Origin of the sequence: Clostridium cylindrosporum DSM 605 (assembly GCF_001047375.1) — a bacterium.
GTDB classification, from domain to species: domain Bacteria; phylum Bacillota; class Clostridia; order Clostridiales; family Caloramatoraceae; genus Clostridium_AB; species Clostridium_AB cylindrosporum.
The window spans coordinates 19,446-45,655 of sequence record NZ_LFVU01000027.1; the positions used below are offsets into that span (position 1 = coordinate 19,446).

25 protein-coding genes, 1 other RNA gene and 1 other annotated feature are annotated in these 26,210 nt (G+C 32.6%); all 26 genes read left to right on the forward strand.

The features are described 5' to 3' along the window. Position 1: 1 nt before the first annotated feature. The 26 genes from yajC (CLCY_RS08530) to CLCY_RS08650 all read left to right on the forward strand — a co-directional run bounded on the left by yajC (CLCY_RS08530) (position 2) and on the right by CLCY_RS08650 (position 26,208). Entirely contained in the window at positions 2–259 is a 258-nt protein-coding gene (gene yajC, locus CLCY_RS08530) for a preprotein translocase subunit YajC (protein ID WP_048570712.1), read from the forward strand. Positions 260–328: 69 nt separating this feature from the next. Beyond that, positions 329–739, forward strand: a complete 411-nt coding sequence (gene yajC, locus CLCY_RS13505) for a preprotein translocase subunit YajC (RefSeq protein ID WP_082141771.1) — start codon at positions 329–331, stop codon at positions 737–739. Positions 740–806: 67 nt separating this feature from the next. Beyond that, positions 807–1,193, forward strand: coding sequence for a TIGR04086 family membrane protein (locus CLCY_RS08540; RefSeq protein WP_048570713.1), 387 nt, complete (start codon positions 807–809; stop codon positions 1,191–1,193). 124 nt (positions 1,194–1,317) lie between these two features. Continuing rightward, the gene (gene scfA / locus CLCY_RS08545; protein ID WP_048570714.1) at positions 1,318–1,458 is read left to right on the forward strand and encodes a six-cysteine ranthipeptide SCIFF; all 141 of its coding nucleotides are present in this window, start codon (positions 1,318–1,320) and stop codon (positions 1,456–1,458) included. Positions 1,459–1,512: 54 nt separating this feature from the next. Continuing rightward, positions 1,513–2,874: a thioether cross-link-forming SCIFF peptide maturase gene (scfB, locus tag CLCY_RS08550; protein WP_152668156.1), complete on the forward strand. Its 1,362-nt coding sequence runs from the start codon at positions 1,513–1,515 to the stop codon at positions 2,872–2,874. A 188-nt stretch (positions 2,875–3,062) separates the two neighbouring features. After that, entirely contained in the window at positions 3,063–4,295 is a 1,233-nt protein-coding gene (gene secD, locus CLCY_RS08555) for a protein translocase subunit SecD (protein ID WP_048570716.1), read from the forward strand. Between the two features lie 15 nt (positions 4,296–4,310). After that, positions 4,311–5,189 carry a protein translocase subunit SecF gene (secF, locus tag CLCY_RS08560; protein WP_152668135.1) on the forward strand — a complete coding sequence of 293 codons (879 nt, stop codon included), beginning with the start codon at positions 4,311–4,313 and terminating at the stop codon, positions 5,187–5,189. 185 nt (positions 5,190–5,374) lie between these two features. Then, the gene (recJ, locus tag CLCY_RS08565; protein WP_048570717.1) at positions 5,375–7,756 is read left to right on the forward strand and encodes a single-stranded-DNA-specific exonuclease RecJ; all 2,382 of its coding nucleotides are present in this window, start codon (positions 5,375–5,377) and stop codon (positions 7,754–7,756) included. Positions 7,757–7,758: 2 nt separating this feature from the next. After that, on the forward strand, positions 7,759–8,277 hold the full coding sequence (locus tag CLCY_RS08570) for an adenine phosphoribosyltransferase (RefSeq protein WP_048570718.1): 519 nt from the start codon (positions 7,759–7,761) through the stop codon (positions 8,275–8,277). A gap of 152 nt (positions 8,278–8,429) precedes the next feature. Next, positions 8,430–10,604, forward strand: a complete 2,175-nt coding sequence (locus tag CLCY_RS08575) for a RelA/SpoT family protein (RefSeq protein WP_048570719.1) — start codon at positions 8,430–8,432, stop codon at positions 10,602–10,604. A gap of 13 nt (positions 10,605–10,617) precedes the next feature. Further along, entirely contained in the window at positions 10,618–11,067 is a 450-nt protein-coding gene (gene dtd / locus CLCY_RS08580; RefSeq protein ID WP_048570720.1) for a D-aminoacyl-tRNA deacylase, read from the forward strand. A gap of 12 nt (positions 11,068–11,079) precedes the next feature. Next, on the forward strand, positions 11,080–11,697 hold the full coding sequence (locus CLCY_RS08585) for an MBL fold metallo-hydrolase (RefSeq protein WP_048570721.1): 618 nt from the start codon (positions 11,080–11,082) through the stop codon (positions 11,695–11,697). A gap of 26 nt (positions 11,698–11,723) precedes the next feature. Further along, on the forward strand, positions 11,724–13,157 hold the full coding sequence (gene hemZ, locus CLCY_RS08590) for a coproporphyrinogen dehydrogenase HemZ (RefSeq protein WP_048570722.1): 1,434 nt from the start codon (positions 11,724–11,726) through the stop codon (positions 13,155–13,157). A 56-nt stretch (positions 13,158–13,213) separates the two neighbouring features. Continuing rightward, positions 13,214–13,426, forward strand: a binding site (T-box leader). A gap of 51 nt (positions 13,427–13,477) precedes the next feature. Further along, positions 13,478–14,734 (forward strand): histidine--tRNA ligase, encoded by a 1,257-nt coding sequence (hisS, locus tag CLCY_RS08595; protein WP_048570723.1) that lies wholly within the window; start codon positions 13,478–13,480, stop codon positions 14,732–14,734. 12 nt (positions 14,735–14,746) lie between these two features. Further along, complete coding sequence (gene aspS, locus CLCY_RS08600; protein WP_048570724.1) at positions 14,747–16,546, forward strand: aspartate--tRNA ligase; 1,800 nt, start codon at positions 14,747–14,749, stop codon at positions 16,544–16,546. Positions 16,547–16,633: 87 nt separating this feature from the next. After that, a non-coding RNA gene (gene ssrS, locus CLCY_RS13510) (6S RNA) lies at positions 16,634–16,811 on the forward strand. A 53-nt stretch (positions 16,812–16,864) separates the two neighbouring features. Beyond that, complete coding sequence (locus CLCY_RS08605; RefSeq protein ID WP_048570725.1) at positions 16,865–17,617, forward strand: tRNA threonylcarbamoyladenosine dehydratase; 753 nt, start codon at positions 16,865–16,867, stop codon at positions 17,615–17,617. 188 nt (positions 17,618–17,805) lie between these two features. Next, the gene (locus CLCY_RS08610; protein ID WP_048570726.1) at positions 17,806–18,069 is read left to right on the forward strand and encodes a metal-sensitive transcriptional regulator; all 264 of its coding nucleotides are present in this window, start codon (positions 17,806–17,808) and stop codon (positions 18,067–18,069) included. A gap of 109 nt (positions 18,070–18,178) precedes the next feature. Continuing rightward, entirely contained in the window at positions 18,179–19,414 is a 1,236-nt protein-coding gene (gene glyA, locus CLCY_RS08615) for a serine hydroxymethyltransferase (RefSeq protein ID WP_048570727.1), read from the forward strand. Between the two features lie 446 nt (positions 19,415–19,860). Further along, positions 19,861–21,540: a GspE/PulE family protein gene (locus CLCY_RS08620; RefSeq protein WP_048570728.1), complete on the forward strand. Its 1,680-nt coding sequence runs from the start codon at positions 19,861–19,863 to the stop codon at positions 21,538–21,540. Positions 21,541–21,560: 20 nt separating this feature from the next. Beyond that, positions 21,561–22,757: a type II secretion system F family protein gene (locus CLCY_RS08625; RefSeq protein ID WP_048570729.1), complete on the forward strand. Its 1,197-nt coding sequence runs from the start codon at positions 21,561–21,563 to the stop codon at positions 22,755–22,757. A 50-nt stretch (positions 22,758–22,807) separates the two neighbouring features. Then, positions 22,808–23,308: a prepilin-type N-terminal cleavage/methylation domain-containing protein gene (locus tag CLCY_RS08630; RefSeq protein WP_053083298.1), complete on the forward strand. Its 501-nt coding sequence runs from the start codon at positions 22,808–22,810 to the stop codon at positions 23,306–23,308. Positions 23,309–23,347: 39 nt separating this feature from the next. Beyond that, positions 23,348–23,953: a type II secretion system protein gene (locus CLCY_RS08635; RefSeq protein ID WP_048570731.1), complete on the forward strand. Its 606-nt coding sequence runs from the start codon at positions 23,348–23,350 to the stop codon at positions 23,951–23,953. Further along, positions 23,953–24,627 carry a PilW family protein gene (locus CLCY_RS08640; protein WP_048570732.1) on the forward strand — a complete coding sequence of 225 codons (675 nt, stop codon included), beginning with the start codon at positions 23,953–23,955 and terminating at the stop codon, positions 24,625–24,627. Before CLCY_RS08635 ends, CLCY_RS08640 begins: the two co-directional genes overlap by 1 nt. A 15-nt stretch (positions 24,628–24,642) precedes the next feature. Then, entirely contained in the window at positions 24,643–25,647 is a 1,005-nt protein-coding gene (locus tag CLCY_RS08645) for a type IV pilus biogenesis protein PilM (RefSeq protein ID WP_048570733.1), read from the forward strand. A gap of 12 nt (positions 25,648–25,659) precedes the next feature. Next, a complete protein-coding gene (locus tag CLCY_RS08650) occupies positions 25,660–26,208 on the forward strand; it encodes a PilN domain-containing protein (protein ID WP_048570734.1) in 549 nt (182 codons plus the stop codon). Positions 26,209–26,210 lie beyond the last annotated feature (2 nt).

The following is a 26,210-nucleotide window of genomic DNA, read 5'->3' on the forward strand; positions in this document are numbered from 1 at the left end:
AATGACAACAAACCTAATGTTTTTAGTACTAATGATAGGGGTTTTTTACTTTATGATAATAAGACCTCAAAAGAACAAACAGAGTAAGTACAGACAAATGCTTGAGGCCTTAACGGTTGGGGATAACATAGTTACCATAGAAGGAATTCATGGTAAAGTAGTTAAAATAGACTCTGATAAAATAGCTATTTTAACTGGAAAGGCTAATAAAACAAGACTAGTAATGTCAAAAACAGCTATAGACCACATAAAAAAGTAAAAAATAATAATACCGAATAGGAATTTTGGATTTATTCCTATCAAAACTACATAATTAGGAGGGTTACATATGGTAGCTGCAAATTTAATTTCATTAGTTTTAATTTTTGCTGTGTTCTATTTTATGATAATAAGACCACAAAAGAAGAGACAACAACAGCAAAGCCAAATGCTTGAAAACTTAAGAACAGGGGATAAGGTAGTTACGATTGGAGGAATCCATGGAACTGTAGTTGCTATTGATAATGATACAGTTATAATTGCAACTGGTGATGGAGAAGATACTACGCTAATAATGTCAAAGGTAGCTATTTCTAGGGTAGTAGAAGAAGAAAAGAAGGAAATAGTATCATCTGAAACTGCTTCAGAAGAAATTCTTGATGAAGATGTTGAAGAATTTGAAGACGAAGACGAAGACGAAGATGAGTATGAAGACGAAGATGAAGAAGATGATGAGGAGAAGAAGGAAACTTCAAAGTAATCATTAAACTTTATAGAATATATAAAATCCACCTTTCATATGTATTAATAGGGAGGTGGATTTTACTATGGAAAGTATTAATGAAAAAGATAAACTTTATGTTGCGTATCTTAAGGCAATTATAGGATCGGGGGTACTTTCAATTATACTTTTAGTACTAGCATCTTTAATGTTTTATTTTATGAGCTTCACTGACTCGCAAATGAACACATCTGTATGGGTTATAACTGTTCTTGGAATATGCTACTGTGGAGTTTTTGGAGCTATAAAAATAGGTTCAAGGGGATACCTACATGGTGCAGTTCTAGGAGGACTATATACTATCATTATAGGAATAATAGGTCTTTTAACAGAGGCAGGGAAGGTTAATATGCAAACCTTCTTGGTAACATTTATAATGTCTGTTGTTGTTGGAATGCTATCTGGAATGATAGGAATGATGCTTAAAAAGTAAAATTTATTTTATTGAGTAAAGCTATTACTTGTGCTATAATTGACATGGTAACTTTAAGATTACTTGTTACATAGGACTAATTAAGTATTTTTTAGCTTGTTTTATGATAAAGGAGGAATTTATGATGAAGCATATAAAGACTATTAATCTAGGTGCTTTAAAGGCTAGCATTAACAAGCCAGGATGCAAGGAGTGCGCTAACTCATGCCAATCAGCTTGTAAAACTTCATGTACAGTAGCTAACCTTGAATGTGAAAACAACTAGTGCTTTGGGCAGTAACTGATAGTTACTGCTTTTTAACTTTTTATGGGAGGAAAAATAATGAAAATTCATAAGTTTGAACAATGTGGTTTAAAAATAGTTATAGATGTAAATAGTGGCGCAATTCATGTTGTGGACAATGTTGTTTATGATATTTTAGACCATTATGTAGATAATAGTACAGTAAAGGATTTTGAATCCCTACTTCCAAATTATACAGCTGAACAAATAGAAGAAGGGTTAAGTGAAGTAAAGTACCTAATTAATGAGAATATGCTATTCACTGAAGATCCATATAAAGACATTATACTAAATGATGAAGGTCCATCTTTCATTAAGGCAATGTGCCTTAATATAGCCCATGATTGTAACCTAAAGTGCAAATATTGTTTTGCTGAGGAAGGTGAATATCATGGTGCACGTAGTATGATGACACCAGAAATAGGTAAGAAGGCTATAGACTTTGTAATAAAATCATCAGGACCAAGAAAGAACATAGAGGTTGATTTATTTGGTGGAGAGCCTTTAATGAACTTTAACACAGTTAAAGAAATTGTTGATTATGCAAGGATTGAAGAAAAGAAGTATAATAAGAATATAAGATTTACAATGACAACAAATGCAACTCTTCTTAATGATGAGATAATGGAATATATAGATAAGAATATGGGCAATATCGTACTTAGCATAGATGGAAGACCAGAGGTTAATGACAATATAAGAGTTAGATACGATGGAAGTGGAACATATGATGCTATAATGCCTAAAATAAAGAAAATGGTAGAAAAGAGAGATAAGTCAAAGCAGTACTATGTAAGAGGAACATTTACAAGGGAAAACCTTGACTTTTTTGAAGACGTAATGCTTATGGCAAATGAAGGTTTTAAAGAAGTATCAAATGAACCTGTTGTTCTTGAACCTTCTCATCCTCTAGCATTAAGACTTGAAGATCTTCCTGTTATTTTTGAGCAATATGATAAACTAGCAGATGAAATGATCAAAAGAGAAAAAGAAGGTAGAGGATTTAAATTCTATCACTTTGCAATGGATATAAACGGTGGTCCTTGTGTTTATAAGAGAATATCAGGATGTGGTGCAGGATATGAGTATGTAGCTGTAACTCCAGATGGAGATATATATCCATGTCATCAATTTGTTGGAAAAGAAGAATTTAAACTTGGAACCCTAGATGAAGGTAATATAGATGCATCACTAGAGACTCTATTTAAAAATGGACATATATATAACAAGCCTAAGTGTGAAAAATGTTGGGCAAAATTCTATTGTAGTGGTGGATGTCAAGCAAACAACTACAACTTTAACAATGATATTCATATTCCATATGAACTTGGATGTGAAATGATGAAGAAAAGAGTAGAATGTGCAATTGCTATAAGAGCTAAGCTACTAGAAGATTAATTTTAAATGAAAAAATGGACAATCCTACAGAATATATATTCTGTAGGATTTTTTTTGTATATATGTGTAAAATAAAACCTAGAGGGATAATTTACAAAAAATAAAAGATTATGAAACATTAAGTCGTTTGACTAAAAAAAACCTCAGTTGTATAATTAGCATAGCGTGTTTAAGAAGGAGGGAGATATATGAAGAAAAAGAGTGCACTGAAGTTTATTATATCTATTATTGTGATTTTAATAAGTGCATATGTACTAGCATTTGGTATTAATCTTGGTAATTATAAAATACTTTCTCTAGGTGAGAGTCTAAAGCCAGGACTTGATCTAAAGGGTGGAGTATATATAGAAGAAGAAATTGTTGGAGGTAAAGTTAGTAAGGAAACTCTACAAAGAACAAAGGAACTTCTAGAGCTTAGAGTAAATGGACTTGGAGTTTCTGAATCTGTTGTTGCTATAACAGGTGACAATAGAATCAGAATTGAAATCCCAGGAATTTATGATTCTCAAAAGGCCCTAGAACAGGTTGGTAAGACAGGAAAACTTAAGTTTACATCTCCAGATGGTAAAGAAGTATTAGCTGGAACAGATGTTAAAAACGCAACAGTTGGCGTTGATAATCAGTCAAATAAGCCAGTTGTACAACTTCAATTAACTAAAGAGGGAACAAAGAAGTTTGCAGATGCAACTAAAAAATATATAAATAAACAAATTTCAATATACATGGATGAGGATATTATTTCATCTCCAACTGTACAAAGTGAGATTACAAATGGAGAGGCAATAATAACAGGAAGTGCTGATGTTGAAGAAGCAGGAAGACTTGCAGGTCTTATTAAGTCAGGTTCACTACCTGTAAAACTTAAGCCTGCGACAGTAAAAACAATAGGTCCATCACTTGGAGCGGAAGCAATTCCTACAAGTATGACTGCTGCTGCAATTGGTATAGGTCTTATAGTATTATTTATGATTGGATACTATAGAATACAAGGCGCTGTAGCAAGTATTGCTTTAGTTGTTTATATAATATTAACGCTTTTAGTATTTGTAAATATAGGAGCAACATTAACTCTTCCAGGTATTGCTGGGCTTCTGCTTTCTGTCGGTATGGCAGTTGATGCTAATGTACTTATATTTGAAAGAACTAAGGAAGAGCTTAGACTTGGTAAGTCTTTAAGTACATCAATAGATATAGGTTTTAAAAGAGCATTATCATCTATTCTTGATTCAAATATAACAACTCTTATAGCTGGTTTTTCCCTATACTATTTAGGGTCAGGTTCTGTAAAAGGTTTTGCTTTAACTCTAAATATAGGGGTTATATGTAGTATGTTTACAGCGGTAATTGTTACAAGATTTTTACTAAAGTCATTTGTTAATGCAGGATGGGTAAAAAACCCTAGACTTTATAGTAGGAAATAGAGGGGAGGGTTATAGATGAAAGAAGAAAGAATTTTTAAGATAGTTGAGAAAAGTAAGCTATGGTTTATTATATCAGCTGTTATACTTGTAGTTTGTTTAGGTTCTATAGCGTTTAGAGGACTTAATTATGGAATAGACTTTGTAGGTGGAACTGTTGTTAATATAAACATGGAAAAAGGTTTTGATGTAACCAAGGTTAGAACTATCGTAGAAAAGTATGATAAGTCTGCTCAGGTTCAAGAAGTTCAAGGAAATAACGTATCTATTAGAAGTAATAATCTAAGTAACGAAGAAGTAGCGACTTTATTTAAGGAGATAAAAAAGGATTTTTCTTTAAAGAAGAATGAACCTGTATCATCTGAAAGAATAGAGCCAACTATAGGTAAAGAAATAACTCAAAAAGCAATAATTTCATCTCTAGTAGCTATTTTAGGTATACTAATATATATTAGTTTAAGATTCGAGTGGAAATTTGGACTAGCTGCTATTGCATCACTTATACATGATTTGATAGTTACTATAGGTATATTCTCTATTTTCCAGATACCGGTAAATAGTAGCTTTATAGCAGCTATACTTACTATACTTGGATATTCTATTAATGATACAGTTGTTGTATTTGATAGAATTAGAGAAAATAGCAAGAAAAAAATATACAACACTAATGTATTACTTGGAGATGCCAGTTTAACACAAACAATGGCAAGATCTATTAATACAGTGTTAACTGTTCTTATAGCGATAACATCGCTATATATATTTGGTGTTTCAGCTATTAAGGAATTTGCTCTACCTCTTATAATTGGTATAGCATTTGGTGGATATTCATCAATATTTATAGCAGTTCCAGTATGGGTAAAGCTTGTAGATAGTTGTAAGAAGAAGGATAAATAAATTATCATAAAAATATAAAAAAAGGAAGAATTTCGATTCTTCCTTTTTGTTTTGTATAATAAAGAAAAATTAAATAATAAATTATTTAAAACTTTGATATTTTTTAGCGAATTTTCATTGCTAATACAGTGAAGTACAATGTATAATATTATATGCTTTCAATTATTCTAAGGGGTATATAGGCTATGAAAAAATGGATGGTAAAAAAAACAAAAACAGAAAAGGAAAAACTACATAGCAATGAATTTTTAAATAGATTACTTCATATTAGAGGGATAGAAGATAATAAGGGAGCCAGGCTCTTTTTAGATCCATCTATGGGTAATCTTAATAATCCTTTTTTGTTAAAAGATATGGATAAAGCAATAGAGAGAATTGATGAGGTTATAAAAAAGGGTCAAAAAATAGTTATTTATGGTGATTATGATGTAGATGGAATCACTAGTACATCGATTCTTTTTAGAGCTTTTAAGAAACTAGGTATAGATGTTAGTTATTATATACCTGATAGATTAGATGAAGGTTATGGATTAAATATTGAGGCAGTTACATATTTAAAGAGTCTGCAAACTGATTTAATTATTACGGTAGACTGTGGTATATCTGCTCTGGAAGAAGTAGATTATATAAAATCCCTTGGAATGGACGTTATAATAACAGATCATCATGAGTGTAGGGAAGAGATTCCAGATACCATTGTTATAAATCCTAAAAGACAAGATTGTACATATCCATGTAAAAATCTTGCGGGATGCGGTGTAGCCTTTAAATTAATTCAGGCTCTTTGGATGTATTATAATATAGACGGGGTAGATGAGTTTTTAGATATAGCAGCAATTGGAACTATTGCTGATATAGTAGAACTTAGGGGAGAAAATCGAATAATTGCTAAACATGGCATGGAAAAGTTGAAAACTACTGATAAATGTGGGTTAATAGCACTTAAGTCAATATCAGGACTGGAAGATAATATTACTTCAGGTAATATTGCTTTTCAGATTGCACCGAGAATAAATGCAATAGGAAGACTTCGTGATGCTAAAATAGCAGTAGAATTATTTATTACATGTGATTCTGATAAAGCCATGCAAATAGCAAAATATTTGGACCAAGAAAACAGAAGTAGACAAAAAATAGAAGAGGAAATACTTAATGAGGCAATAATTAAGATAAGCCAAGAGGTAGATCTTCAAAATGATAGGGTTATAGTAGTATCTTCGACTAATTGGCACCTTGGAGTGGTAGGAATAGTGGCATCTAAGATAGTAGATATTTTCCATAGACCTACCATTATTTTATGTGAAGAAGGGGATATGGCTAGAGGTTCAGGAAGAAGCATTGAAGGTTTTAATTTATTTAAAGCTTTAGTTGAATGTGAAGATGTGCTTCAAAGCTTCGGTGGACATGAAATGGCAGCTGGACTTAAAGTCAATACTTCTAATATAAAAGATTTAAGAGAGAAGTTAAACTCCTATGGGAAGAGAATAGACCCGGATGTTTATCTGAGCAAATTAAACATTGATATGATGTTAGATTCTAGTGATATTAATTTTGAAAATTTAGATGCCATAAAAGCCCTTGAACCATTTGGTGAGGGAAATCCAACACCTGTATTTGGAATTGAGGATATTCAGCTTCTATCAAAAAGATATGTTGGTAGTGGAGAGAAGCATATTAAACTTCAGTTTATCAAGAATGAGGTTTATTATGATGGTATTCTTTTTAACTATGGTAAAAATTATATGCACAAAGACTGGGAAAATGTAGATATTGCTTTTAATATGGATGAAAATAATTGGATGGGTAAAAAGAGTATTCAGTTTATAGTTAGAGATATGAAGCCATATAAAAGCTGGATGAAAAGTAATCTTAAAGATAATTACTATAAATACCTTAAGAGTATTCAAAATTCACATGATGAAGAAGTTTCTATGGAAAACATAAAGTTTATAAGTAAAGATACTGACTTTGTTAAAGAGTTTCTATGTTTTGAAAAAGGACATGTGTTGGTCTCATCGAGGGAATCACTAGATGAATTAGATTATTTCCTTGATTTATTTGACTTTTCAGGGAATGTAGTAAAAGATGATTCACGTGGTATAGTTATATGCCCGGATATTTCAAAAATAGACTTTTCCTCAGATGTACTAATATACGACTTTCTTCCAGGTGGAGCAGAATATAAAATTCTTTTGGAAAAGGTACCTGGGGATGTGTATCATTTTTATGATAATAACTTATTTGAAAAAATAGATAATTATATAGATGAAATAGAAGTTAAAAATGAATTAATTGATAGTATTATTAGTTTTCTAGTACAAGGGGAGATCTGTGGAAGACTTTCAGATATATCTAAGGACTTTAATGCTAATCCTTTTCTAATGTATAATACAATTGTATTTTTAAGGAGGAAAGGTGTAGTAGAAATACTGTCTAATGGAGATATAATAAAAATCAAGCTTAAAGAAGATATTAGTAATATAGATTTATATGATATTGATAATATAATGACACAAAAAATTAAACGGGTAGAATCAAAGCTAAAAGAGTTAACCATGGAGGATTGATTATGAGTTTTAAGGATAAAATAAGAATAATTGAAGACTTTCCAAAAGAAGGTATAAGTTTTAAGGATGTAACTCCTGTTTTTCAGGATAGAGAAGCTTTAAAGGAACTTATAGATACCTTTAAAGAATTAGCACGTGATAAGGAAGTAGATGTAGTAGTAGGGCCTGAAGCGAGAGGATTTCTTATAGGTGCACCACTTGCATATGCACTTGGAGTAGGATTTGTTCCTGTTAGAAAGCCAGGTAAACTTCCAGGAGATACACTAAGATATGAATATGCATTAGAGTACGGAACAGATACACTTGAAATCCATAAGGATGCTATTAAAAAGGGTCAAAAAGTTCTGATAGTTGATGATTTACTTGCAACAGGAGGGACAATTTCTTCAGTTGCAAAACTTGTAGAGGAACTAGGTGGAGAAGTAGTATCAATGAATTTTGTTATAGAATTAACAGGATTAAAGGGTATAGAAAAGCTTGATAAATATGAGGTTGTGTCACTTTTAAAGTATGAATTCTAAAGTTAAAACAAATTGCCAAAACTTTAAAGATAATATATAATTTATAATTAAGAAGAATTAAAATCGCCCGTTAAATACTTGCATATGCAAGTATTGGGCGTTTTATTTGTATTTTAGGTTAGTATATGTGCTTATAGAAAAGAGGGCTTGTAATGCTTGATAAGTTAGTAAATAAGATTAAAGAGCAAAAACTAAATGTGAATATAGAAAAAATTGAAAAAGCATACCTTCTAGCAGAAGAGGCTCATGGTAGTCAATTTAGAGAATCAGGTGAACCTTATTTAATACATCCCGTTGAAGTTGCACTGATTTTGATTGAAATGGGACTAGATACTGATACAATTTGTGCAGCCCTTTTACATGATGTAGTTGAAGATACAGACTATACATATGATGATATAGTTGATATGTTTAACGAAGATGTTGCGAATTTAGTTGAAGGTGTAACAAAGCTTGGGAAGATTAAGTATAAGTCTAAGGAAGAACAACAAGCAGAAAACATAAGGAAAATGTTACTTGCTATGGCAAATGATGTTAGAGTTATACTGATTAAACTTGCTGATAGACTACATAATATGAGAACTCTAAAGTTTCTACCACCTGAGAAACAAAAGGTAAAGGCAAAGGAGACTATAGATATATTTTCACCTATTGCCCATAGACTTGGTATTTCAAAGGTTAAGTGGGAACTAGAGGATCTAGGGCTAAGATATTTAAGTCCAGAGGATTATTATAGTATAGGTAAGCTGATATCACAAAAGAGAGCAGAAAGATTAAAGACAATAGATCAGATTGTAAACATTCTTCACTCTTCTTTAAGTAAATCATCAATAGAGGCGGATATAGAAGGAAGACCTAAGCACTTCTATAGTATATATAGAAAGATGATTTTAAAGCACAAAACCTTTGATCAGATATTTGACTTATTAGCAGTGAGAGTTCTAGTAGATTCTGTTAAGGATTGTTATGCGGCACTTGGAATTGTTCATACTCTTTGGAAGCCAATACCAGGTAGATTTAAGGATTATATAGCAATGCCAAAACCTAATATGTACCAATCCCTACATTCTACTTTAATTGGTCCTGAGGGACAGCCCTTTGAGATTCAAATAAGAACCTTTGAAATGCATAAAATTGCAGAGTATGGGATTGCGGCACATTGGAAATATAAAGAGGGCATAAAAGGCGATGATATAGAATCAAGGCTTTCATGGCTTCGTGAAATTGCAGAGTATCAAACAGAGGCCCAGGATGCAACGGAATTTATGGAAACTGTGAAGATAGACTTTTTCTCAGATAAGGTATTTGTATTTACTCCAAGGGGAAAGGTAATTGATTTACCTATTGAATCAACACCTATAGACTTTGCCTATAGAATACACACAGATGTAGGAAACAAGTGTGTAGGCGCTAAGGTAAATGGAAAAATGGTTTCACTTGACTATGTATTAAATACTGGAGACATTGTTGATATAATTACTTCTTCTTCAGCAAAGGGTCCAAGCAGAGATTGGTTAAGTATTGCAAAAAGTTCACAGGCAAAAAGTAAAATAAAACATTGGTTTAAGAGAAGCTTCAAGGAAGAGAACCTTGAAAAGGGACGTGAATCCTTAGAGAGAGAATGTAAAAGACAAGGGATTCCTTTCTCAGAAGTTATGAAGCATGAGCATGTTGATATGCTTCTAAGAAGATTTAACTATCAAACACTAGATGATTTGTTTTCATCAATGGGTAGTGGTGCGATAACAGCAGCTCAACTTTTAACAAGGGTTAAGGATGAAATCAAAAAAGCGGAGGTTAAGCAAGAGCCTGAAAAACTTGTTTATAAGCCAAGTGATAAAACATCATCTGATAAGAAGAAAAGAATTATAAATAAAAAGCCAGGCGTTGATGTTAAAGGTGAAAAGGATATTTTAGTTAGATTTGCGAAGTGTTGTAGTCCGGTTCCAGGTGATGAGATAGAAGGATTTATAACTAGGGGACGTGGAGTATCTATACACAGAACAGACTGCGAAAATTACTATCACTTAAAGCAAGCAGAACCTGAAAAGGTAATAGATGTATGTTGGACTGGTGAACATACTACAGATTTCCTTGCGGATATTAATATTCGTGGAACAGATAGAGGAGGGCTTTTATCAGATATTACATCGATTTTATTTGATTCAAAGATTTCTCTAAGAGCAATGAATGCAAGAACAGGGCAAGGTGAGGCTATATTTATAAGCCTTACAGTTAAGGTAATAGATGCGGATCAACTTGATAAGGTTATGAAGAATATTAAGAATATTCAAGGAGTTGCAGAGGTATACAGAAGTAAGAGTTAAGGATGTGTTTAGTGTGAGGGCGGTTGTTCAAAGAGTAGATTTTTCTAAGGTTGAAGTAGATAAAGAGGTAATAGGAAGTATAAACCGTGGACTTCTTGTACTACTTGGAGTTGAAGATAGTGATGAGGACTCTGATATTAAGTATATGGTAGACAAAATTGTTAATCTTAGAATATTTGAAGATGAGAATGAGAAGATGAATCTTTCACTAAAGGATATAAATGGAGAATTATTAGTTGTTTCACAGTTTACACTTTATGGAGATTGTAGACGTGGAAGAAGGCCAAACTTTATGGGAGCTGCAAAACCTGAATTTGCAAATTCCATGTATGAAGAATTCTTAAAGGAAGCTAGAGGCCACATAGAAAAGGTTGAATCAGGAAGCTTTGGTGCACATATGAACATAAGCCTTCTAAATAACGGTCCAGTAACTATATTATTAGATAGTAAGAAGAACTTTTAGGAGGTAGAGTATATGATTTTGAAGGTATTTCCATTAGGTCCATTTGAGGCTAATTGTTATATTATAGGTGATGAAGAAACTAAAAAAGGACTTATTATAGACCCATCAGGAAAGCCTGATTTCATATTAGAAACTATTAAGGAACTAGGACTTTCAATAGATTTAATAATATTAACCCATGGGCATGGTGACCATTTTACAGGGGCATATAAGGTGAAAGATGAACTAGGAATACCTCTTTATGTTCATAAGGAAGATGTTGATTTAGTAGAATGGGAAACCAAAGAACTTATCCCTATTCTTAAAAACATGACACTAGTTAAGGTAGATGGATGTATAAAAGAAGGGGATATAATTAATATAGGAAATCTAAAGTTAGAGATTATAGAGACACCTGGTCATACTATGGGCGGAGTATGTATTAAAATTGGAAACAAGGTATTTACAGGAGATAGCATATTTTTAAGAAGTATTGGTAGGACAGACTTAGGTCGTGCATCGGCAGAATTACTAATATCTTCACTTAAGGAAAAGATATTAACTTTATCAGAGGATACTATTCTTTATCCAGGACATGGACCTTCAACAACGGTAAAGGATGAAAAGGAGCTTAATCCTTTCCTAAAGTAAAATTACTTTAACAAAAGGAGAGTATTATGATTAAAATAGCATTAGTAGGGCATGAATTTAGATATGAGGCTTTCCAAATAGCCTCTCTTTTTTATGAAAAAAATGAATTTCAGTTTGTAGATTATGATGAAGCTGATTATTATAGTATATATGATGAAAATGCAAAAACATGTACATTTAAATCAAAAGATAGTACTTTAATGTATGAAGAGATTGTAGATGATACAAAGAAAAATATAAAAATTGGGTTAAAGTCATCTATGATAAATGCTTTAAAAAGTATAACAGGTAAGGAAATCCCTTGGGGGATTTTAATAGGAATAAGACCAACAAAACTTTATCATGAGTTTGTATCTATGGGTATGGTTGATGAGGAGATAAAAGAAGTACTTATTAATAAATACTACCTAAATCCAGATAAAGCTGATCTTTTAATAGAAGTAGCAAAGGGAGAAAAGCCTTTTCTAACCTATGAAGATGGTAGCGTTTCGGTATATATTGGTATTCCATTTTGCCCAACAAGGTGTGTTTACTGTTCCTTTACATCTAACCCAATTGGAACTAATAAGCATCTAGTTGATGATTACTTATCAGCACTTGTTAAGGAAATCAATTATACTTTTTCTCTAATAAAAGATAAGGGAATAAAGGTGGATACTCTTTATATTGGAGGGGGAACACCTACATCTTTAAATGAGAAACAGCTAGAGATCTTACTTAAAACAGTTTCAGAAAATATAGAAACAGATAGAATAAGGGAATATACAGTAGAGGCAGGTAGACCTGATTCTATTAATGAAGAAAAGTTAAAGTTAATAAAGAAATATGGTGCTACAAGAATAAGCATAAACCCTCAAACAATGAGTGATGAAACCCTTAAAAACATTGGGAGAACACATACTTCTAGTGACATTAAAGATAAATTTAATATAGCTCGTAGCCTTGGGTTTGACAACATTAATATGGATATAATTATAGGACTTCCAGGTGAGACTGCTAACCATGTTGAAACTACAATTTCAGAAATAAAACAGTTAAATCCAGATAGTATAACAATTCACACCATGGCAATTAAAAGAGCATCGAAGCTATGTGAAGATGGTTATAGTATAGAAAATAGTGAAGCTAAGAATATGTATGATGTAGCAGTAAATGGGGTTATCTCCATGGGCATGAAGCCATATTATATGTATAGACAAAAGAACATGGTAAGTCCCCTTGAGAATATTGGATATTCCTATAGAGGGAAAGAGTCAATTTATAATGTTCAAATGATTAGTGAAAATATATCTATAATAGGACTTGGTGCAGATTCTGTGTCTAAGGCTATTTATAGAGATGAAAATAGATTGGAAAGAATAGCTAATTTAAAGGATGTTAGAGAATATATTAAGAGAATAGATGAGATACTAGGTAATAAGAAAAAGGCATTAGATATGGTTGAGGAATCCTTTAGATAAGGTGCTTTGACAATTTTTATTTGGTGATGTTATAATATCTTAGTAAAATAATAAATTTAAAAACAGGGATAAAGAATAGTAGTTTTCAAACACTATAAAGAGAAGATATATCATAGGCTGAGAGTATATCTATAGTTAAGGATAATGAATCACACTTTTGAGTTGGTAGTTTGAATATTAGTAGGACTACACGTTTGGCGCGTTAAGCCTTTAAGTGGGTAAATACCAATTAGGGTGGTACCGCGGGTAGAACATAACCCGTCCCTTGCTTTGCAAGGGGCGGTTTTTTGATATTAACTTTTAGTAAGGAGGTTTTTTATATGATAACAAAGGGACCAAGAGGAACCAAGGACGTATTACCAAGTGAAGCATATAAGTGGAACTACATAGAAAATGCAGCAAGGGAAGTTGCAAGTGGCTTTGGAGTAGGTGAGATAAGAACTCCGATATTTGAGCATACTGAACTTTTTTTAAGAGGTGTTGGTGAAACAACAGATATAGTACAAAAGGAAATGTATACTTTTATGGATAAAGGTGATAGAAGTATAACATTAAAGCCAGAGGGAACTGCACCAGCTGCAAGAAGCTATATAGAAAACAACCTAGGAGTAGACCAACAACTTAAGATGTTCTATATAACTCCTTGCTTTAGATATGAAAGACCACAAGCGGGAAGGCTTCGTGAATTCCACCAATTTGGTGTAGAATTCTTTGGTGCAGCAGGATACTCTGCTGATGCTGAGCTTATTTCTCTTGCTATAGCATACCTAAAAAAACTAGGTATAGATAATCTTAAGGTAAATATTAATAACCTTGGATGCAGTGAATGTAGAAAGAAATACAACGATGCTTTAAAGGAATACCTAAGAAGCAATATAGATAAATTATGTACAACATGTAATGATAGATTCGAAAAGAATCCTTTAAGAATAATTGACTGTAAAAATCCAGACTGCAAGGAAGTTGCAAAGGATGTACCTTTAATTATTGACTATGTATGCGACGAATGCCGTGATCATTTTGATGGACTAAAGGGTGAACTTGAAGCATTAAATGTTAACTATGTAGTAGATCCATATATAGTTAGAGGACTTGATTACTATACAAAGACAGTTTTTGAAATAATATCAGAGAACATAGGAGCTCAAAGTACTGTTTGTGGTGGAGGACGCTATGATGGACTTATAGAGGAATGTGGAGGAAAAAGTACTCCAGCTGTAGGTTTTGCAATAGGACTTGAAAGACTTATTCTAACCCTTGAGGCAATGAATATAGAAGTTCCAAAGCCAATGGGACCAGCATTATTTATATCATCTCTTGGTGATGGGGCAAAAATAGAGGCATCAAAAATAGCATTTGAATTAAGATGTTCAGGAATCAGCTGTGAAAGAGACCTACTTGGTAGAAGCCTAAAGGCACAAATGAAATATGCTAATAAACTAAACTCTAGATATGTAATAGTACTTGGTGAAGATGAACTAAAGCAAAATAAAGTCAATCTTAAGAATATGGAAACAGGTGCTGAGGAAGAAATACAATTATCAGATATAGCTTCAATAATGAAGGCTAGAATTTAGGAGGAAAAGTTAATGGGAGAAAGCATTAAAGGACTTAAAAGAACAAGCGGATGTGGAGAAATTTTCGAAAGTAACGTTGGTGAAAAGGTTACCATAATGGGATGGGTACAAAGAAGACGTGACCTTGGAGGACTTATTTTCGTTGACCTTAGAGATAGAAGTGGGATAGTACAGGTTATTTTTGGAGAAGAAATAGACAAAGAAGCATTTAAGAAAGCAGAGTCAATAAGAGGAGAATACGTTTTAGCAATTGAAGGTGAAGTTACTATGAGACAATCACCAAATAAAGATATGCCAACTGGTATGATCGAAGTTCTTGGTAAGTCTTTAAGAATAGTATCAGAGGCTGAAACACCTCCAATATACATAAAAGAAGACCTAGATGCAGCGGAGCATATTAGACTAAAACATAGATATCTAGACCTTAGAAGACCAGATATGCAAAGAAACTTTATTATAAGACATAAAGCTTCAAAGGTGGTTCGTGACTTCCTAGACGAAAATGGATTCCTAGAAGTGGAAACTCCAATGCTTACAAAAAGTACACCTGAAGGGGCCCGTGATTACCTAGTTCCAAGTAGAAATTATCCAGGAAGTTTCTATGCTCTTCCTCAATCACCTCAGCTATTTAAGCAGCTGTTAATGGTATCAGGATTCGAGAAATACTTCCAAATAGTTAAATGTTTTAGAGACGAAGACCTTAGAGCAAATAGACAGCCAGAGTTTACTCAAATAGATATGGAAATGTCTTTCATAGATGTTGAAGATATTATAGGACTTAACGAAAAGCTTCTTCAAAGACTTTGGAAGGAAGTTTTAGATATCAATGTTGAAATTCCATTTAAGAGAATGACATATAAAGAGGTAATGGATAGATATGGATCAGATAAGCCTGATACTAGATTTGGATTTGAACTGCAAGATATTAGCAGTGTAGTAAAGGATGTAGAATTTAAAGTTTTCAAGGATGCAATTGATAATGGTGGATCAGTTCGTGCTATAAATGCTAAGGGATGTGCATCATTTGGAAGAAAGGAAATTGATAAACTAGGTGAATTCGTAAAGACCTTTGGTGCTAAGGGACTTGCATGGATTCAGCTAAAGGAAGGCGAAGTTAAATCCCCTATAGCTAAGTTCTTTACAGAGGAAAAACTTCAAGAGATTATAAATTCTCTTGGTGGAGAAGATGGAGACCTTTTACTAATTGTTGCGGATAAGGCATCAGTTGTATATAAGTCACTTGGTGAATTAAGATTAGAGCTTGCTAGAAAGCTAAATCTTATAGGAAAAGATAACAAGGACCTTAACTTCCTATGGGTTACGGAATTCCCATTATTCGAATATGATGATGAAGAAGAAAGATATGTTGCAAAGCATCATCCATTTACAATGCCTATGGAAGAGGACATTGAACTACTTGATACAGATAGAGAAAATGCAAGAGCTAAGGCATATGACATAGTTCTAAATGGAGAAGAAATAGGTGGAGGAAGTATTAGAATCCACGATAGTGCTATTCAAGAAAAAATGTTTGAAGCACTTGGATTTACGAAGGAATCAGCATATGAAAAGTTTGGATTCCTTCTTGAGGCATTTAAGTATGGAACACCAGTACATGGAGGACTTGCTTATGGTCTTGATAGACTTGTAATGTTCTTAGCTGGAACAGATAACATAAAGGATGTTATAGCCTTCCCTAAGAACCAAAATGCTGCAGACCCAATGACTAATGCACCAGGGGAAGTAGATAATAAGCAGCTTAATGAGCTAGCAATTGATATTTTAAAGGCTACTGAAACAGAAGAAAACTAGAATATAAAAGTTAAAATAGAGCATAATATAAATAATCTATTGATAACTTTCCCGTCTAGTGATATATTATAATAAATTATATAGATTTATTGCCTGCTGTATTCGAGAGGGTGGATTATGTATTGTTCCAATGCATTGAATATGGGAGTCCACATTCAGAAGATAGGCGCATGCTGACTTGTTTCAGAAGCAAAACTTTTCTGAGAGGACACCCACCTGGTTATCCAGGAACTAACTTTCCATCTATCGGTACGGTGGGCTTAATTTAATTTCTTGAATTTAATTCAATGATTTATTTAACTTTACAGGAGGACGAATATGCTAGGACCATTTTCAAGAACTCAGTTGATAATTGGACAAGAAGGACTAGATAAACTTAAGTCATCAACTGTAGCTATTTTTGGTATAGGGGGAGTAGGATCATTTACTGCGGAAGCCCTTGCTAGAAGCGGTGTTGGAAAACTTATTCTTATAGATGATGATAATATATGTCTAACTAATATTAATAGACAAATTCATGCCACTACCAAAACTGTAGGTAAAGATAAAGTAGAGGTTATGAGAGACAGAATTTTAGATATAAATCCTAAATGCATAGTTGAAGTCCACAAGTCCTTCTATTCAAAGGATACAGCAGAAAGTTTAATATCTACAGAATATGATTATGTTGTAGATGCAATAGATACAGTATCATCTAAAATAGATATGGCTGAAAGATGTGGAAAACTTGGAATAAAAATAATCAGTAGTATGGGAGCTGGAAATAAGCTGGACCCTACAAAGTTTGAGGTTACAGACATATCAAAAACAAGTGTATGTCCACTTGCTAAGGTTATGAGACACGAACTTAAGAAAAGAAGAGTAAAAAAGCTTAAGGTAGTATACTCTAAGGAAGTTCCTGTTAAACCTCGTGAAAATGATTTACATTCATGTAAATCAAATTGTATATGTCCACCAGGTGCTGATAGAAAATGTTCAGTTAAAAGAAGTATTCCAGGAAGTATATCCTTTGTTCCATCTGTTGTAGGATTAATTATGGCAGGAGAGGTTATTAAGGATTTAATGAAATAACTAAATATTTAGAAAATTATGAATTTAGCAAAAGTACTATTTTTTTAAAAAATTATGTTGTATAATTAACAATGTACGAGGAATAATATATATGTCATTCAGTTATTCATACTCCTCTGGAGTATAGAGATTATGGATTTATAACTTCGATTTACCATTTTATATAATATGCAGGATAGGTAATAATTATGAAGTGTAGTAAAAAAAATATTATAACAAGACTCAGAAGAATAGAAGGGCAAGTCAAGGGCATTCAGAGAATGATTGAAAATGATGAAGATTGCACCGAAGTACTTGTTCAAATTGCAGCGGTTAGAGCTGCTATTAATAAGGTTGGAGGAGTAGTTCTAGAGAATTATTCTAAAAATTGTATACTCAAAGTAGCAGAAAATAAGGACGCAGAGGATGAAATGAATAAATTAATTGACACTATCGTACGATTTACAAAATAAATAGAAAATTCTTAAAAATGTTATTTTATAAATAGTTCTTGAAAAAATTATTTATATTACTATAATAAAAGATATTACGGGAGATATTACTAGGAGGGAGAACTTAATAATGTGTAAGTTAGAAAAAATCAAAAACTCAGATCCAAAAATATTTGAAGCAATTCAAAACGAAATGAAGAGACAAGAAGAAAACATCGAGCTTATAGCTTCAGAAAACTTCACTAGTCTTGCTGTTATGGAAGCACAAGGTTCACAATTAACAAACAAGTATGCTGAAGGATATCCAGCAAAGAGATACTACGGTGGATGCGAATTCGTAGACGTTGTAGAAAATCTAGCAATCGAAAGAATCAAGGAACTATTTGGAGCAGAACATGCTAACGTTCAACCACACTCAGGTTCAAACGCTAACATGGCAGTTTACATGTCAGTTCTTAAGCCAGGAGATAAGGTACTAGGAATGGACCTTTCAAACGGTGGACACTTAACTCATGGAAGCCCAGTTAACTTCTCAGGAACACTATATGACTTTAGCTCATACGGAGTAGATGAAAAGGGATACATAGATTACGAAGACCTAAGAAACAAGGCTATTGAATTAAAGCCTAAGATGATCGTTGCAGGTGCAAGTGCATACTCAAGATCAATCGATTTCGCTAAGTTCAGAGAAATCGCTGATGAAGTTGGAGCTTACTTCATGGTAGATATGGCTCACATTGCAGGACTTGTTGCTGCTGGCCTACACCAAAATCCAGTTCCATACGCTGATTTCGTAACATCAACAACTCATAAGACACTTAGAGGGCCAAGAGGGGGACTTATCCTTTGTAAGGCTGAATTCGCTAAGGCTGTTGACAGACTAATATTCCCAGGAATCCAAGGTGGACCACTTGAGCACGTTATAGCTGCTAAGGCTGTATGTTTCGGTGAAGCTCTTACTCCAGAATTCAAGGAATACCAAACTAAGGTTGTTGAAAATGCTGCAACTCTAGCTAATGCTCTTACTGAAAGAGGATTCAACCTAGTATCAGGAGGAACTGATAACCACCTAATGCTTGTTGACCTAAGAAACAAGGGTGTAACTGGTAAGGAAGCTGAAAAGCTACTTGACGAAGTTAAGATCACTGTTAATAAGAACACAGTTCCTAACGAAACTCAAAGCCCATTTGTGACAAGTGGTGTAAGAATAGGAACTCCAGCTGCTACTTCAAGAGGTTTCGGAAAAGAAGAAATGGTTGAAATAGCTGACATTATTAACTGGGTAATTGATAACAAGGACGGAGATTTAACTCCAGCTCTTAAGAGAGTAGAAGCTCTTTGTGCTAAGTTCCCACTTTACAAGTAATCATTAATATTTATATATAGAAAGGATACCAGTTACTGGTATCCTTTTTTATTTTGTATAATTTTAAATGCAAATAATAGATTGATATAAATATATTTATATCAATCTATTATTTGCATTTTTCATGGAAAATTAATAAACATTTAAAATAAAAACACTTCTTTATACAATGAGTAATATGGTATATTAGTAATTAATATGTAAATTATATATATTATCCCAGGATGTATCCGAAAATCACGAATATTGATTTAATCTGTATATGATTAGTATTTTTATGTACAATTGTATGGAAAAATAATAATGAACACCTATTAATTGGAATGGAAAGTCGCTATAATAGTATATATATGTATTAACAAAGTGTTAACTTTAGATAGCTTATTATGACGAAGTTTTTAATAAATAATTAAAAAGGAAAAATATGAGTTTGGTAGGTGATTTCCATGGTAGCCTCAGTAAAGAAAAAACTTGGTAAAATGCTTCTTGAAGAAAATATTATTACCGAGGAACAGTTAAGAGAAGCTTTAGTAATTCATAAATCTTCAGGAGACAAGCTTGGTCGGGTATTAATTAATGCTGGATTTGTAACTGAGGATGATATATTAGAAGTTTTAAAGGTTCAACTTGGAATAGAGTATGTAAACCTAAATGTAGAACAAATAGATAATGAGGCTATAGAGTCACTTTCAGAGACAATAGCTAGAAACCATAATTTAATACCTATTAGAATAAACGGAAGCAGTATTATTGTAGCACTAAATGATCCACTAAATATATTTGCTATAGAGGACGTGGCGATATATACAGGAAAACAGGTAAAGGTTGTTTTAGCTAGAGAAGAAGATATTAAAAAGAACCTAGATATATATTACTCAAAGCAAGAGGCTATAAGGGCCGCTGAATCATTTGCAAGGGAAGTACAGGAAGAGGATGACTACGAAGACATAGGTGAAGAGAATGAGAACTCAGCCCCTATTATTAAGATAGTAAACTCAATCATTGAACAAGCAATAAATGCTAAGGCAAGTGATATTCATATTGAACCCTATGATTATATAGTTAGGGTTAGATATAGAGTAGATGGACTTCTTCATGAACATATGTCTGTAAAGAGTTCATTACTTCCTCCTATGGTTGCTAGAATTAAGATTTTGGCAAACATAGATATAAGTGAGAGAAGACTCCCACAAGATGGAAGAATAAGCTATAGCTATTTTAATAATGAATATGACATGAGAGTATCGACACTCCCTACTGTTTTTGGAGAAAAAATAGTTATAAGAATTCAGAACAAAAAAGGCTTTATAAAGGATAAAAAAGAAATAGGGTTTAGTGAAAATGACCTTAAGGCATTTGATAGAATGATAGGCTCTGCAAATGGAATAATATTAGTTTCAGGACCTACAGGAAGTGGAAAAACAACAACACTTTATACAATACTTAATGAACTTAACTCTGATAATAGAAATATAATAACAGTTGAAGATCCAGTTGAAAGTAAAATACATGGAGTAAATCAAGTGCAGGTACATCATAAAGCTGGACTTAGCTTTGCAAGTGCACTAAGGTCTATTCTAAGGCAAGACCCTGACATAATAATGATAGGGGAAATAAGAGACTCTGAAACAGCAGAAATAGCAGTAAGGTCTGCTATAACAGGGCATTTGGTTCTATCAACTATTCATACTAATGATTCGCCAACTACAGTTTCAAGACTTATAGATATGGGGATTGAAGACTTTCTTATAGGTTCATCTTTAGTTGGGGTAATATCTCAAAGATTAGTTAGAAGAATATGTGAACACTGTAAAGTACAATATAAACCAGATACTTTAGAGATAAAGGCAATGGGTCTTAATGAAAATGTAGACTATATATTCGCTAATGGGGAAGGATGTAAGCACTGTAAAGGTACAGGATATAGTGGAAGAACAGGAATATATGAAATTATGGTAGTAAATGATGCTATAAAAAAGGTCATATTAAGCAAGGGAAATAGTGATGATATAGAAAAGGTAGCAATTCTTGAGGGAATGACTACACTTTCTCAAAGCTGTATAGAAAAAATTATAAAAGGTGAAACAACATATGAAGAATATATAAGAGTTGCATACTCAATATAATTTAAAGGGGACAAAGAGTAATGCCACAGTACAATTATACGGTAATAAACAGGTCAGGAAAAAGACAAAGAAGCACAGTTGAAGCCTCAAGTGAAGATGCAGCAATAGAAATTCTCCAATCTAAGGGAATGTATATAATAGATATAGTAGAAGAGGGATTAAGCTTCTCATCTAGTAAGAAGTGTAAAACAAAGCTTAGTGATATATCGGTATTTGCAAGACAAGTATCAACAATGATGGCATCAGGAGTTAGTATAATAACTACATTTGAAGCACTAGAAGACCAAAATGATGATAAAAGATTTAGAGCTGCTTTAAGGGATATAAAAAGTAAGGTACAAAAGGGTATATCAGTATCAGAGGCTATGAGAGATAATTCAGCAGTATTTCCACCACTATTATGCACAATGATAGAGGCAGGAGAAATGACAGGGGACTTAGATAAAGCATTTGACAGAATGGCAGCATATTATGATAAGGAAAACAAAATGAGACAAAAGATAGTAAATGCTACTATTTACCCAAGTATACTAGCAGGTGTATCTGCACTTGCTATAACTGCACTTATGATATTTGCAATACCACAGTTTTTAGGCGTATTTCAAGAGATGCAAATTCCACTGCCTGGTATAACAAAATTCGTTCTTGGACTAGCAGGTGGAATGAAAACATACTGGTACTTAATAGTTCTAGCAGTTGCACTAATATCTAGTGGATACAAGATGTACTATAAATCACCTAATGGAGGAGTTGCAATTGATAAAGTAAAGCTAAGAATTCCTGTAATCGGGGATATACTAGCATTTGCGGCACTCGCTAGATTTTCTAGAACACTTTCAGCACTAATTGAAGCTGGAGTATCTATGATATCAGCACTTGAAATTACTAAAAATGTTGTTGTAAACAAATACATGATGAAAAACATGGATGGAATGTTAGATGGTATAAAGTCAGGTGAACCTTTAAGTGAAAATCTAGGGGGAATAAATATAATTCCAAAGATATTCACAGTAATGGTAAGAACAGGTGAAGACTCAGGGCGACTTGACTATATGCTTCTTAAAGCAGCGGAAATGTATGAAAATGAAGTAGATGTAAAGGTAGGAAGAATAAACACAATAATAGAGCCGGTTATAATAGTATTCCTAGCAATAGTTCTAGGAGGAATAATGGCATCTGTAATGTTACCTATGTTTACTTTATATGGAAACATGTAAGATATAACCAATATAGGTTGTATAGATATATTTTTAAGGGGGATATGGCAATGAAAAATTTAAGAAAAAGGAAAAAAGGTGGATTTACCTTAATCGAAATGGTTGTAGTTATAGCGATCGTTGTAATTATAGCTGCGATAGCAATACCACAAGCATTAAAAGCAGTTAACAAATCAAGGGCATCAACAGATATTGCAAATGCAAGAGCCTATGCAGGACAAATAATGAATAGAATAGCAAATGATGATGTAAAGACAGTAGATGCTGCTGGAGATGATACGGAAAATAACGTTTTAAAGTCAGGTACAGCTAAAGCGATAACTAATGCAACAACTGGGACTAACGCATCTGCTGGAACTGCCACAGATTTACTTGGTTCAAGTGTAGCGCCACTTAAATTAGATGATACTCAAGGTTGGTTTGTAAAGTATACAAAAGATCCAAATGGAAATGATAGTATAGAAATACTTGTTGGAAAAGCAGCTGGAACTGCAAAAAGAATTTATCCATCAGTAGATAGTGGTAGTGAATGGGCTAATTATGTTAAATAATTGATTAATAATTAAATGCTATTACAGGATCGTGATTTTATGAAAAAAGGATTTACTTTAATTGAAATGGTTATAGTAGTAGCGATTATTACAATTTTATCTGGAGTTGTGTTTTTGAGTTCGTTGAATTCATTTAGAACTTCAAAAGTAGAGGGCTTTAGTAATGAAGCCCTTTCTTTAATAAGTAGGCTTTATGATAATCAAAGTAGTAAGGCAAGATTTCTTGATCAGATAAATAGTAATAATGCAGAGGCTACCTATAATATCGTTTTTGAAGAGGATAATGGAGAAATTAAGGCGAAGCTAAGGGATAAGCAAGAGACTATAGATGAGGTATTAATTTCAAATATTGCATCTATAAAGGATATGAGCCTTAAGTTTAAGGATAAGGTAGTAGGCGAAGAGGAGACTCGGGATAATATAATTCTCCCAAAGAATACAAGCTCTATAAAAAAGTATATATTAACCTTTGATTCTAAGGGAAGAGTTGTAAGAACTATAGAGGATGGCATGGGGACACCAGAGACAAAGATTTTAAAATCATTAACAATTCAAATAGGAATAGAGAATAAGAACTTTTTTAGAAATATTATTATAACTACTCCTCCAGCAGGAAATATAGTTATGGAAAAGGAGATGGGTTAATGAGAAGGCGTAAAAGTGGACTTACACTAATTGAGCTTATAGTATCACTTTCTATATTAGTAATACTATTTACAGTTGTTTATGACCTTTATATGAATAACCTATCTCTTTATAAAAAAGATGAGATGAAGGTTAAATCTGAATTACAGGTAAAAAATTTTTGTGATTCTTTATATTCATATCTTAAGGCTTCATATCAAAACTCTATAGAGGTTGGAAATAGCGAAAAGCTAGAAGATGTAAAATGGAGTGAAGTTATAGAGGAGCAGAAAAGTATACTTATGTTAATACCACAAAAGGGAGACCCTGTAGAATGTTCTGATAGCTATATAGAAAATCTTTCAGGTAGCTATTATTACAGAGGAAGGCTAAAAGACATTATAAATAGTGAAGAAGTTAAGAATACTGACTATCACTATATAATGTTTAGCTTAAAAGAAGAAAATGGTGGAAAATATATTGAAACTATTTCAAATATTATAGAGGATAGTCAAATTAAGACTAAGTCCTTAAAGGGAATAGTAGAAAACTTTACTATAAAACCTGAATATGTTCAGGTTAATGAAAATGCAGAAGCTAGATTAATATTAAGCAAAATAAAAATCAAACTAGAATATAAACAATCAAAAAACAAAACTGACAATATTAAGTTAGACTATACCATAAGAAATTAGGAAAAGGTGAAGAGTATGGGTAATAAACTTTGTATAGATTTTAGTTCAAATAAGATTAGATTCGCCAGGGGAAGGTATAGAAAAGGATTCATTATAGATAGCTTTTTTAGTGTTTCACTTGATGGTGAGTCTTTAATAAATAGTTCCTATAGTGAAGAAGTTTTAGGAGAAACTATAAGAAATAAGTTAAAGGATAAGAAGATAAAGGACACGGGAGTTACTTTTATCATTTCAGCAATGCCAAATATGTTAGTTAGAGAAATCAATGTACCACTAGCTAAAAAAAGTGATACCTATAGAATGGTGAAGCAAGAGGCGGCGGCACATTTTCCAATAAATATGGACAACTATGTAATAGATTATAGAGTAGTTGACAATTATGTAGAAGATAAAATAAAAAAGCAAAAGTTAATAGGAATAGCAGTCCCAAAGTTTTTAATTGAAAGACTTATAGGAATAGCTAATGCAGCAGATTTAAGACTTGATAAAATTGATATAGAGGCAAATACTCTTTCAAAACTTCTATATGAATATCAAAAGCAGCAGGGAGTTATATCAGAAAAACCTAGCATTATATGTGCTATTCAAGACACCTATATTACTATGGTAGTAGTGAAAAAAGGTGTAATACAAATGTCAAAGACAAATTCATATGAAAGTGTAGATACAACTCTTAATCAACCAGCTTTAAATGAGGTAGCACCTACCAATGAATTTGATAATGCTAATAATTCCTATACAAGTGCTAGTGAACAGGTAAAAGTAGAAGTTATTAATGATGTTTCAGATAGTATAGTTAGATATATAAACTTTTATACTTCTAAACAAAGAGAAGAAATAGAAACTGTATATATTTTAGGTAAGGTAGGAGATCAATTAGATATAGCAGGTGGAATAAGGGAAAGAATTGAAGTTCAAACAAAGAATATAGATGATTTGAAAGTAGTCATAAGTAATAAAGATTACAAGGATAAAGATGCATATAAATACAAAAATGTTTTTGCAGGATTACTAAAGTAGAGGAGGATTTGTATGTTTAGAATTATACAAAAGGACATAAACTTCCTTGATGCATACAGTCTTAGGGAGAAAAAGTCAGCTATGGATATTAAGATTTTCGGTTTAGTAATCTTAGTTGAGATTTTTTTATTAGCAGGTATTAGTGGGTTTATGTTTGGAATTAAAAAGGTTACTGAATATAAGAATATTGAACTAATTAACAATATAAAATCACTAGAGCATATTAAGAAGGACATAAATGAAGTAAGGTATGAAGGTAAACTACTTAAGACAAAAAAGCTAATAAAAGATGAAGCATTGGAGATAAACGAAGTTACCTATAATACCTTAACAATATTTGAAGAGGTTTTATCCTCTGATATGGCTATTGAAAATATGACTATGGATATGAAAAGTATAAATTTTATAGTACGAGGGGCTAAAGAAGAGAACTTTGCACAGTTAATTAATAATATGGAGTCAAGTGGACTTTTTAGTAAGGTTCAAATAACAGCAATAAGTTCTAAGGATGAAGAGGGAAATAGAAAAGCATCAGTAAATGCAGAGATTATTAGGAAGTGATG

Bases quoted from the DNA above. Each gene is read 5' to 3' on its own strand.
- yajC (WP_048570712.1), top strand. From the start codon at position 2: ATGACAACAAACCTAATGTTTTTAGTACTAATGATAGGGGTTTTTTAC.
- yajC (WP_082141771.1), top strand. From the start codon at position 329: ATGGTAGCTGCAAATTTAATTTCATTAGTTTTAATTTTTGCTGTGTTC.
- CLCY_RS08540 (WP_048570713.1), top strand. From the start codon at position 807: ATGGAAAGTATTAATGAAAAAGATAAACTTTATGTTGCGTATCTTAAG.
- scfA (WP_048570714.1), top strand. From the start codon at position 1,318: ATGAAGCATATAAAGACTATTAATCTAGGTGCTTTAAAGGCTAGCATT.
- secD (WP_048570716.1), top strand. From the start codon at position 3,063: ATGAAGAAAAAGAGTGCACTGAAGTTTATTATATCTATTATTGTGATT.
- secF (WP_152668135.1), top strand. From the start codon at position 4,311: ATGAAAGAAGAAAGAATTTTTAAGATAGTTGAGAAAAGTAAGCTATGG.
- recJ (WP_048570717.1), top strand. From the start codon at position 5,375: ATGAAAAAATGGATGGTAAAAAAAACAAAAACAGAAAAGGAAAAACTA.
- CLCY_RS08570 (WP_048570718.1), top strand. From the start codon at position 7,759: ATGAGTTTTAAGGATAAAATAAGAATAATTGAAGACTTTCCAAAAGAA.
- CLCY_RS08575 (WP_048570719.1), top strand. From the start codon at position 8,430: ATGCTTGATAAGTTAGTAAATAAGATTAAAGAGCAAAAACTAAATGTG.
- CLCY_RS08585 (WP_048570721.1), top strand. From the start codon at position 11,080: ATGATTTTGAAGGTATTTCCATTAGGTCCATTTGAGGCTAATTGTTAT.
- hemZ (WP_048570722.1), top strand. From the start codon at position 11,724: ATGATTAAAATAGCATTAGTAGGGCATGAATTTAGATATGAGGCTTTC.
- hisS (WP_048570723.1), top strand. From the start codon at position 13,478: ATGATAACAAAGGGACCAAGAGGAACCAAGGACGTATTACCAAGTGAA.
- aspS (WP_048570724.1), top strand. From the start codon at position 14,747: ATGGGAGAAAGCATTAAAGGACTTAAAAGAACAAGCGGATGTGGAGAA.
- CLCY_RS08605 (WP_048570725.1), top strand. From the start codon at position 16,865: ATGCTAGGACCATTTTCAAGAACTCAGTTGATAATTGGACAAGAAGGA.
- CLCY_RS08610 (WP_048570726.1), top strand. From the start codon at position 17,806: ATGAAGTGTAGTAAAAAAAATATTATAACAAGACTCAGAAGAATAGAA.
- glyA (WP_048570727.1), top strand. From the start codon at position 18,179: ATGTGTAAGTTAGAAAAAATCAAAAACTCAGATCCAAAAATATTTGAA.
- CLCY_RS08620 (WP_048570728.1), top strand. From the start codon at position 19,861: ATGGTAGCCTCAGTAAAGAAAAAACTTGGTAAAATGCTTCTTGAAGAA.
- CLCY_RS08625 (WP_048570729.1), top strand. From the start codon at position 21,561: ATGCCACAGTACAATTATACGGTAATAAACAGGTCAGGAAAAAGACAA.
- CLCY_RS08630 (WP_053083298.1), top strand. From the start codon at position 22,808: ATGAAAAATTTAAGAAAAAGGAAAAAAGGTGGATTTACCTTAATCGAA.
- CLCY_RS08635 (WP_048570731.1), top strand. From the start codon at position 23,348: ATGAAAAAAGGATTTACTTTAATTGAAATGGTTATAGTAGTAGCGATT.
- CLCY_RS08640 (WP_048570732.1), top strand. From the start codon at position 23,953: ATGAGAAGGCGTAAAAGTGGACTTACACTAATTGAGCTTATAGTATCA.
- CLCY_RS08645 (WP_048570733.1), top strand. From the start codon at position 24,643: ATGGGTAATAAACTTTGTATAGATTTTAGTTCAAATAAGATTAGATTC.
- CLCY_RS08650 (WP_048570734.1), top strand. From the start codon at position 25,660: ATGTTTAGAATTATACAAAAGGACATAAACTTCCTTGATGCATACAGT.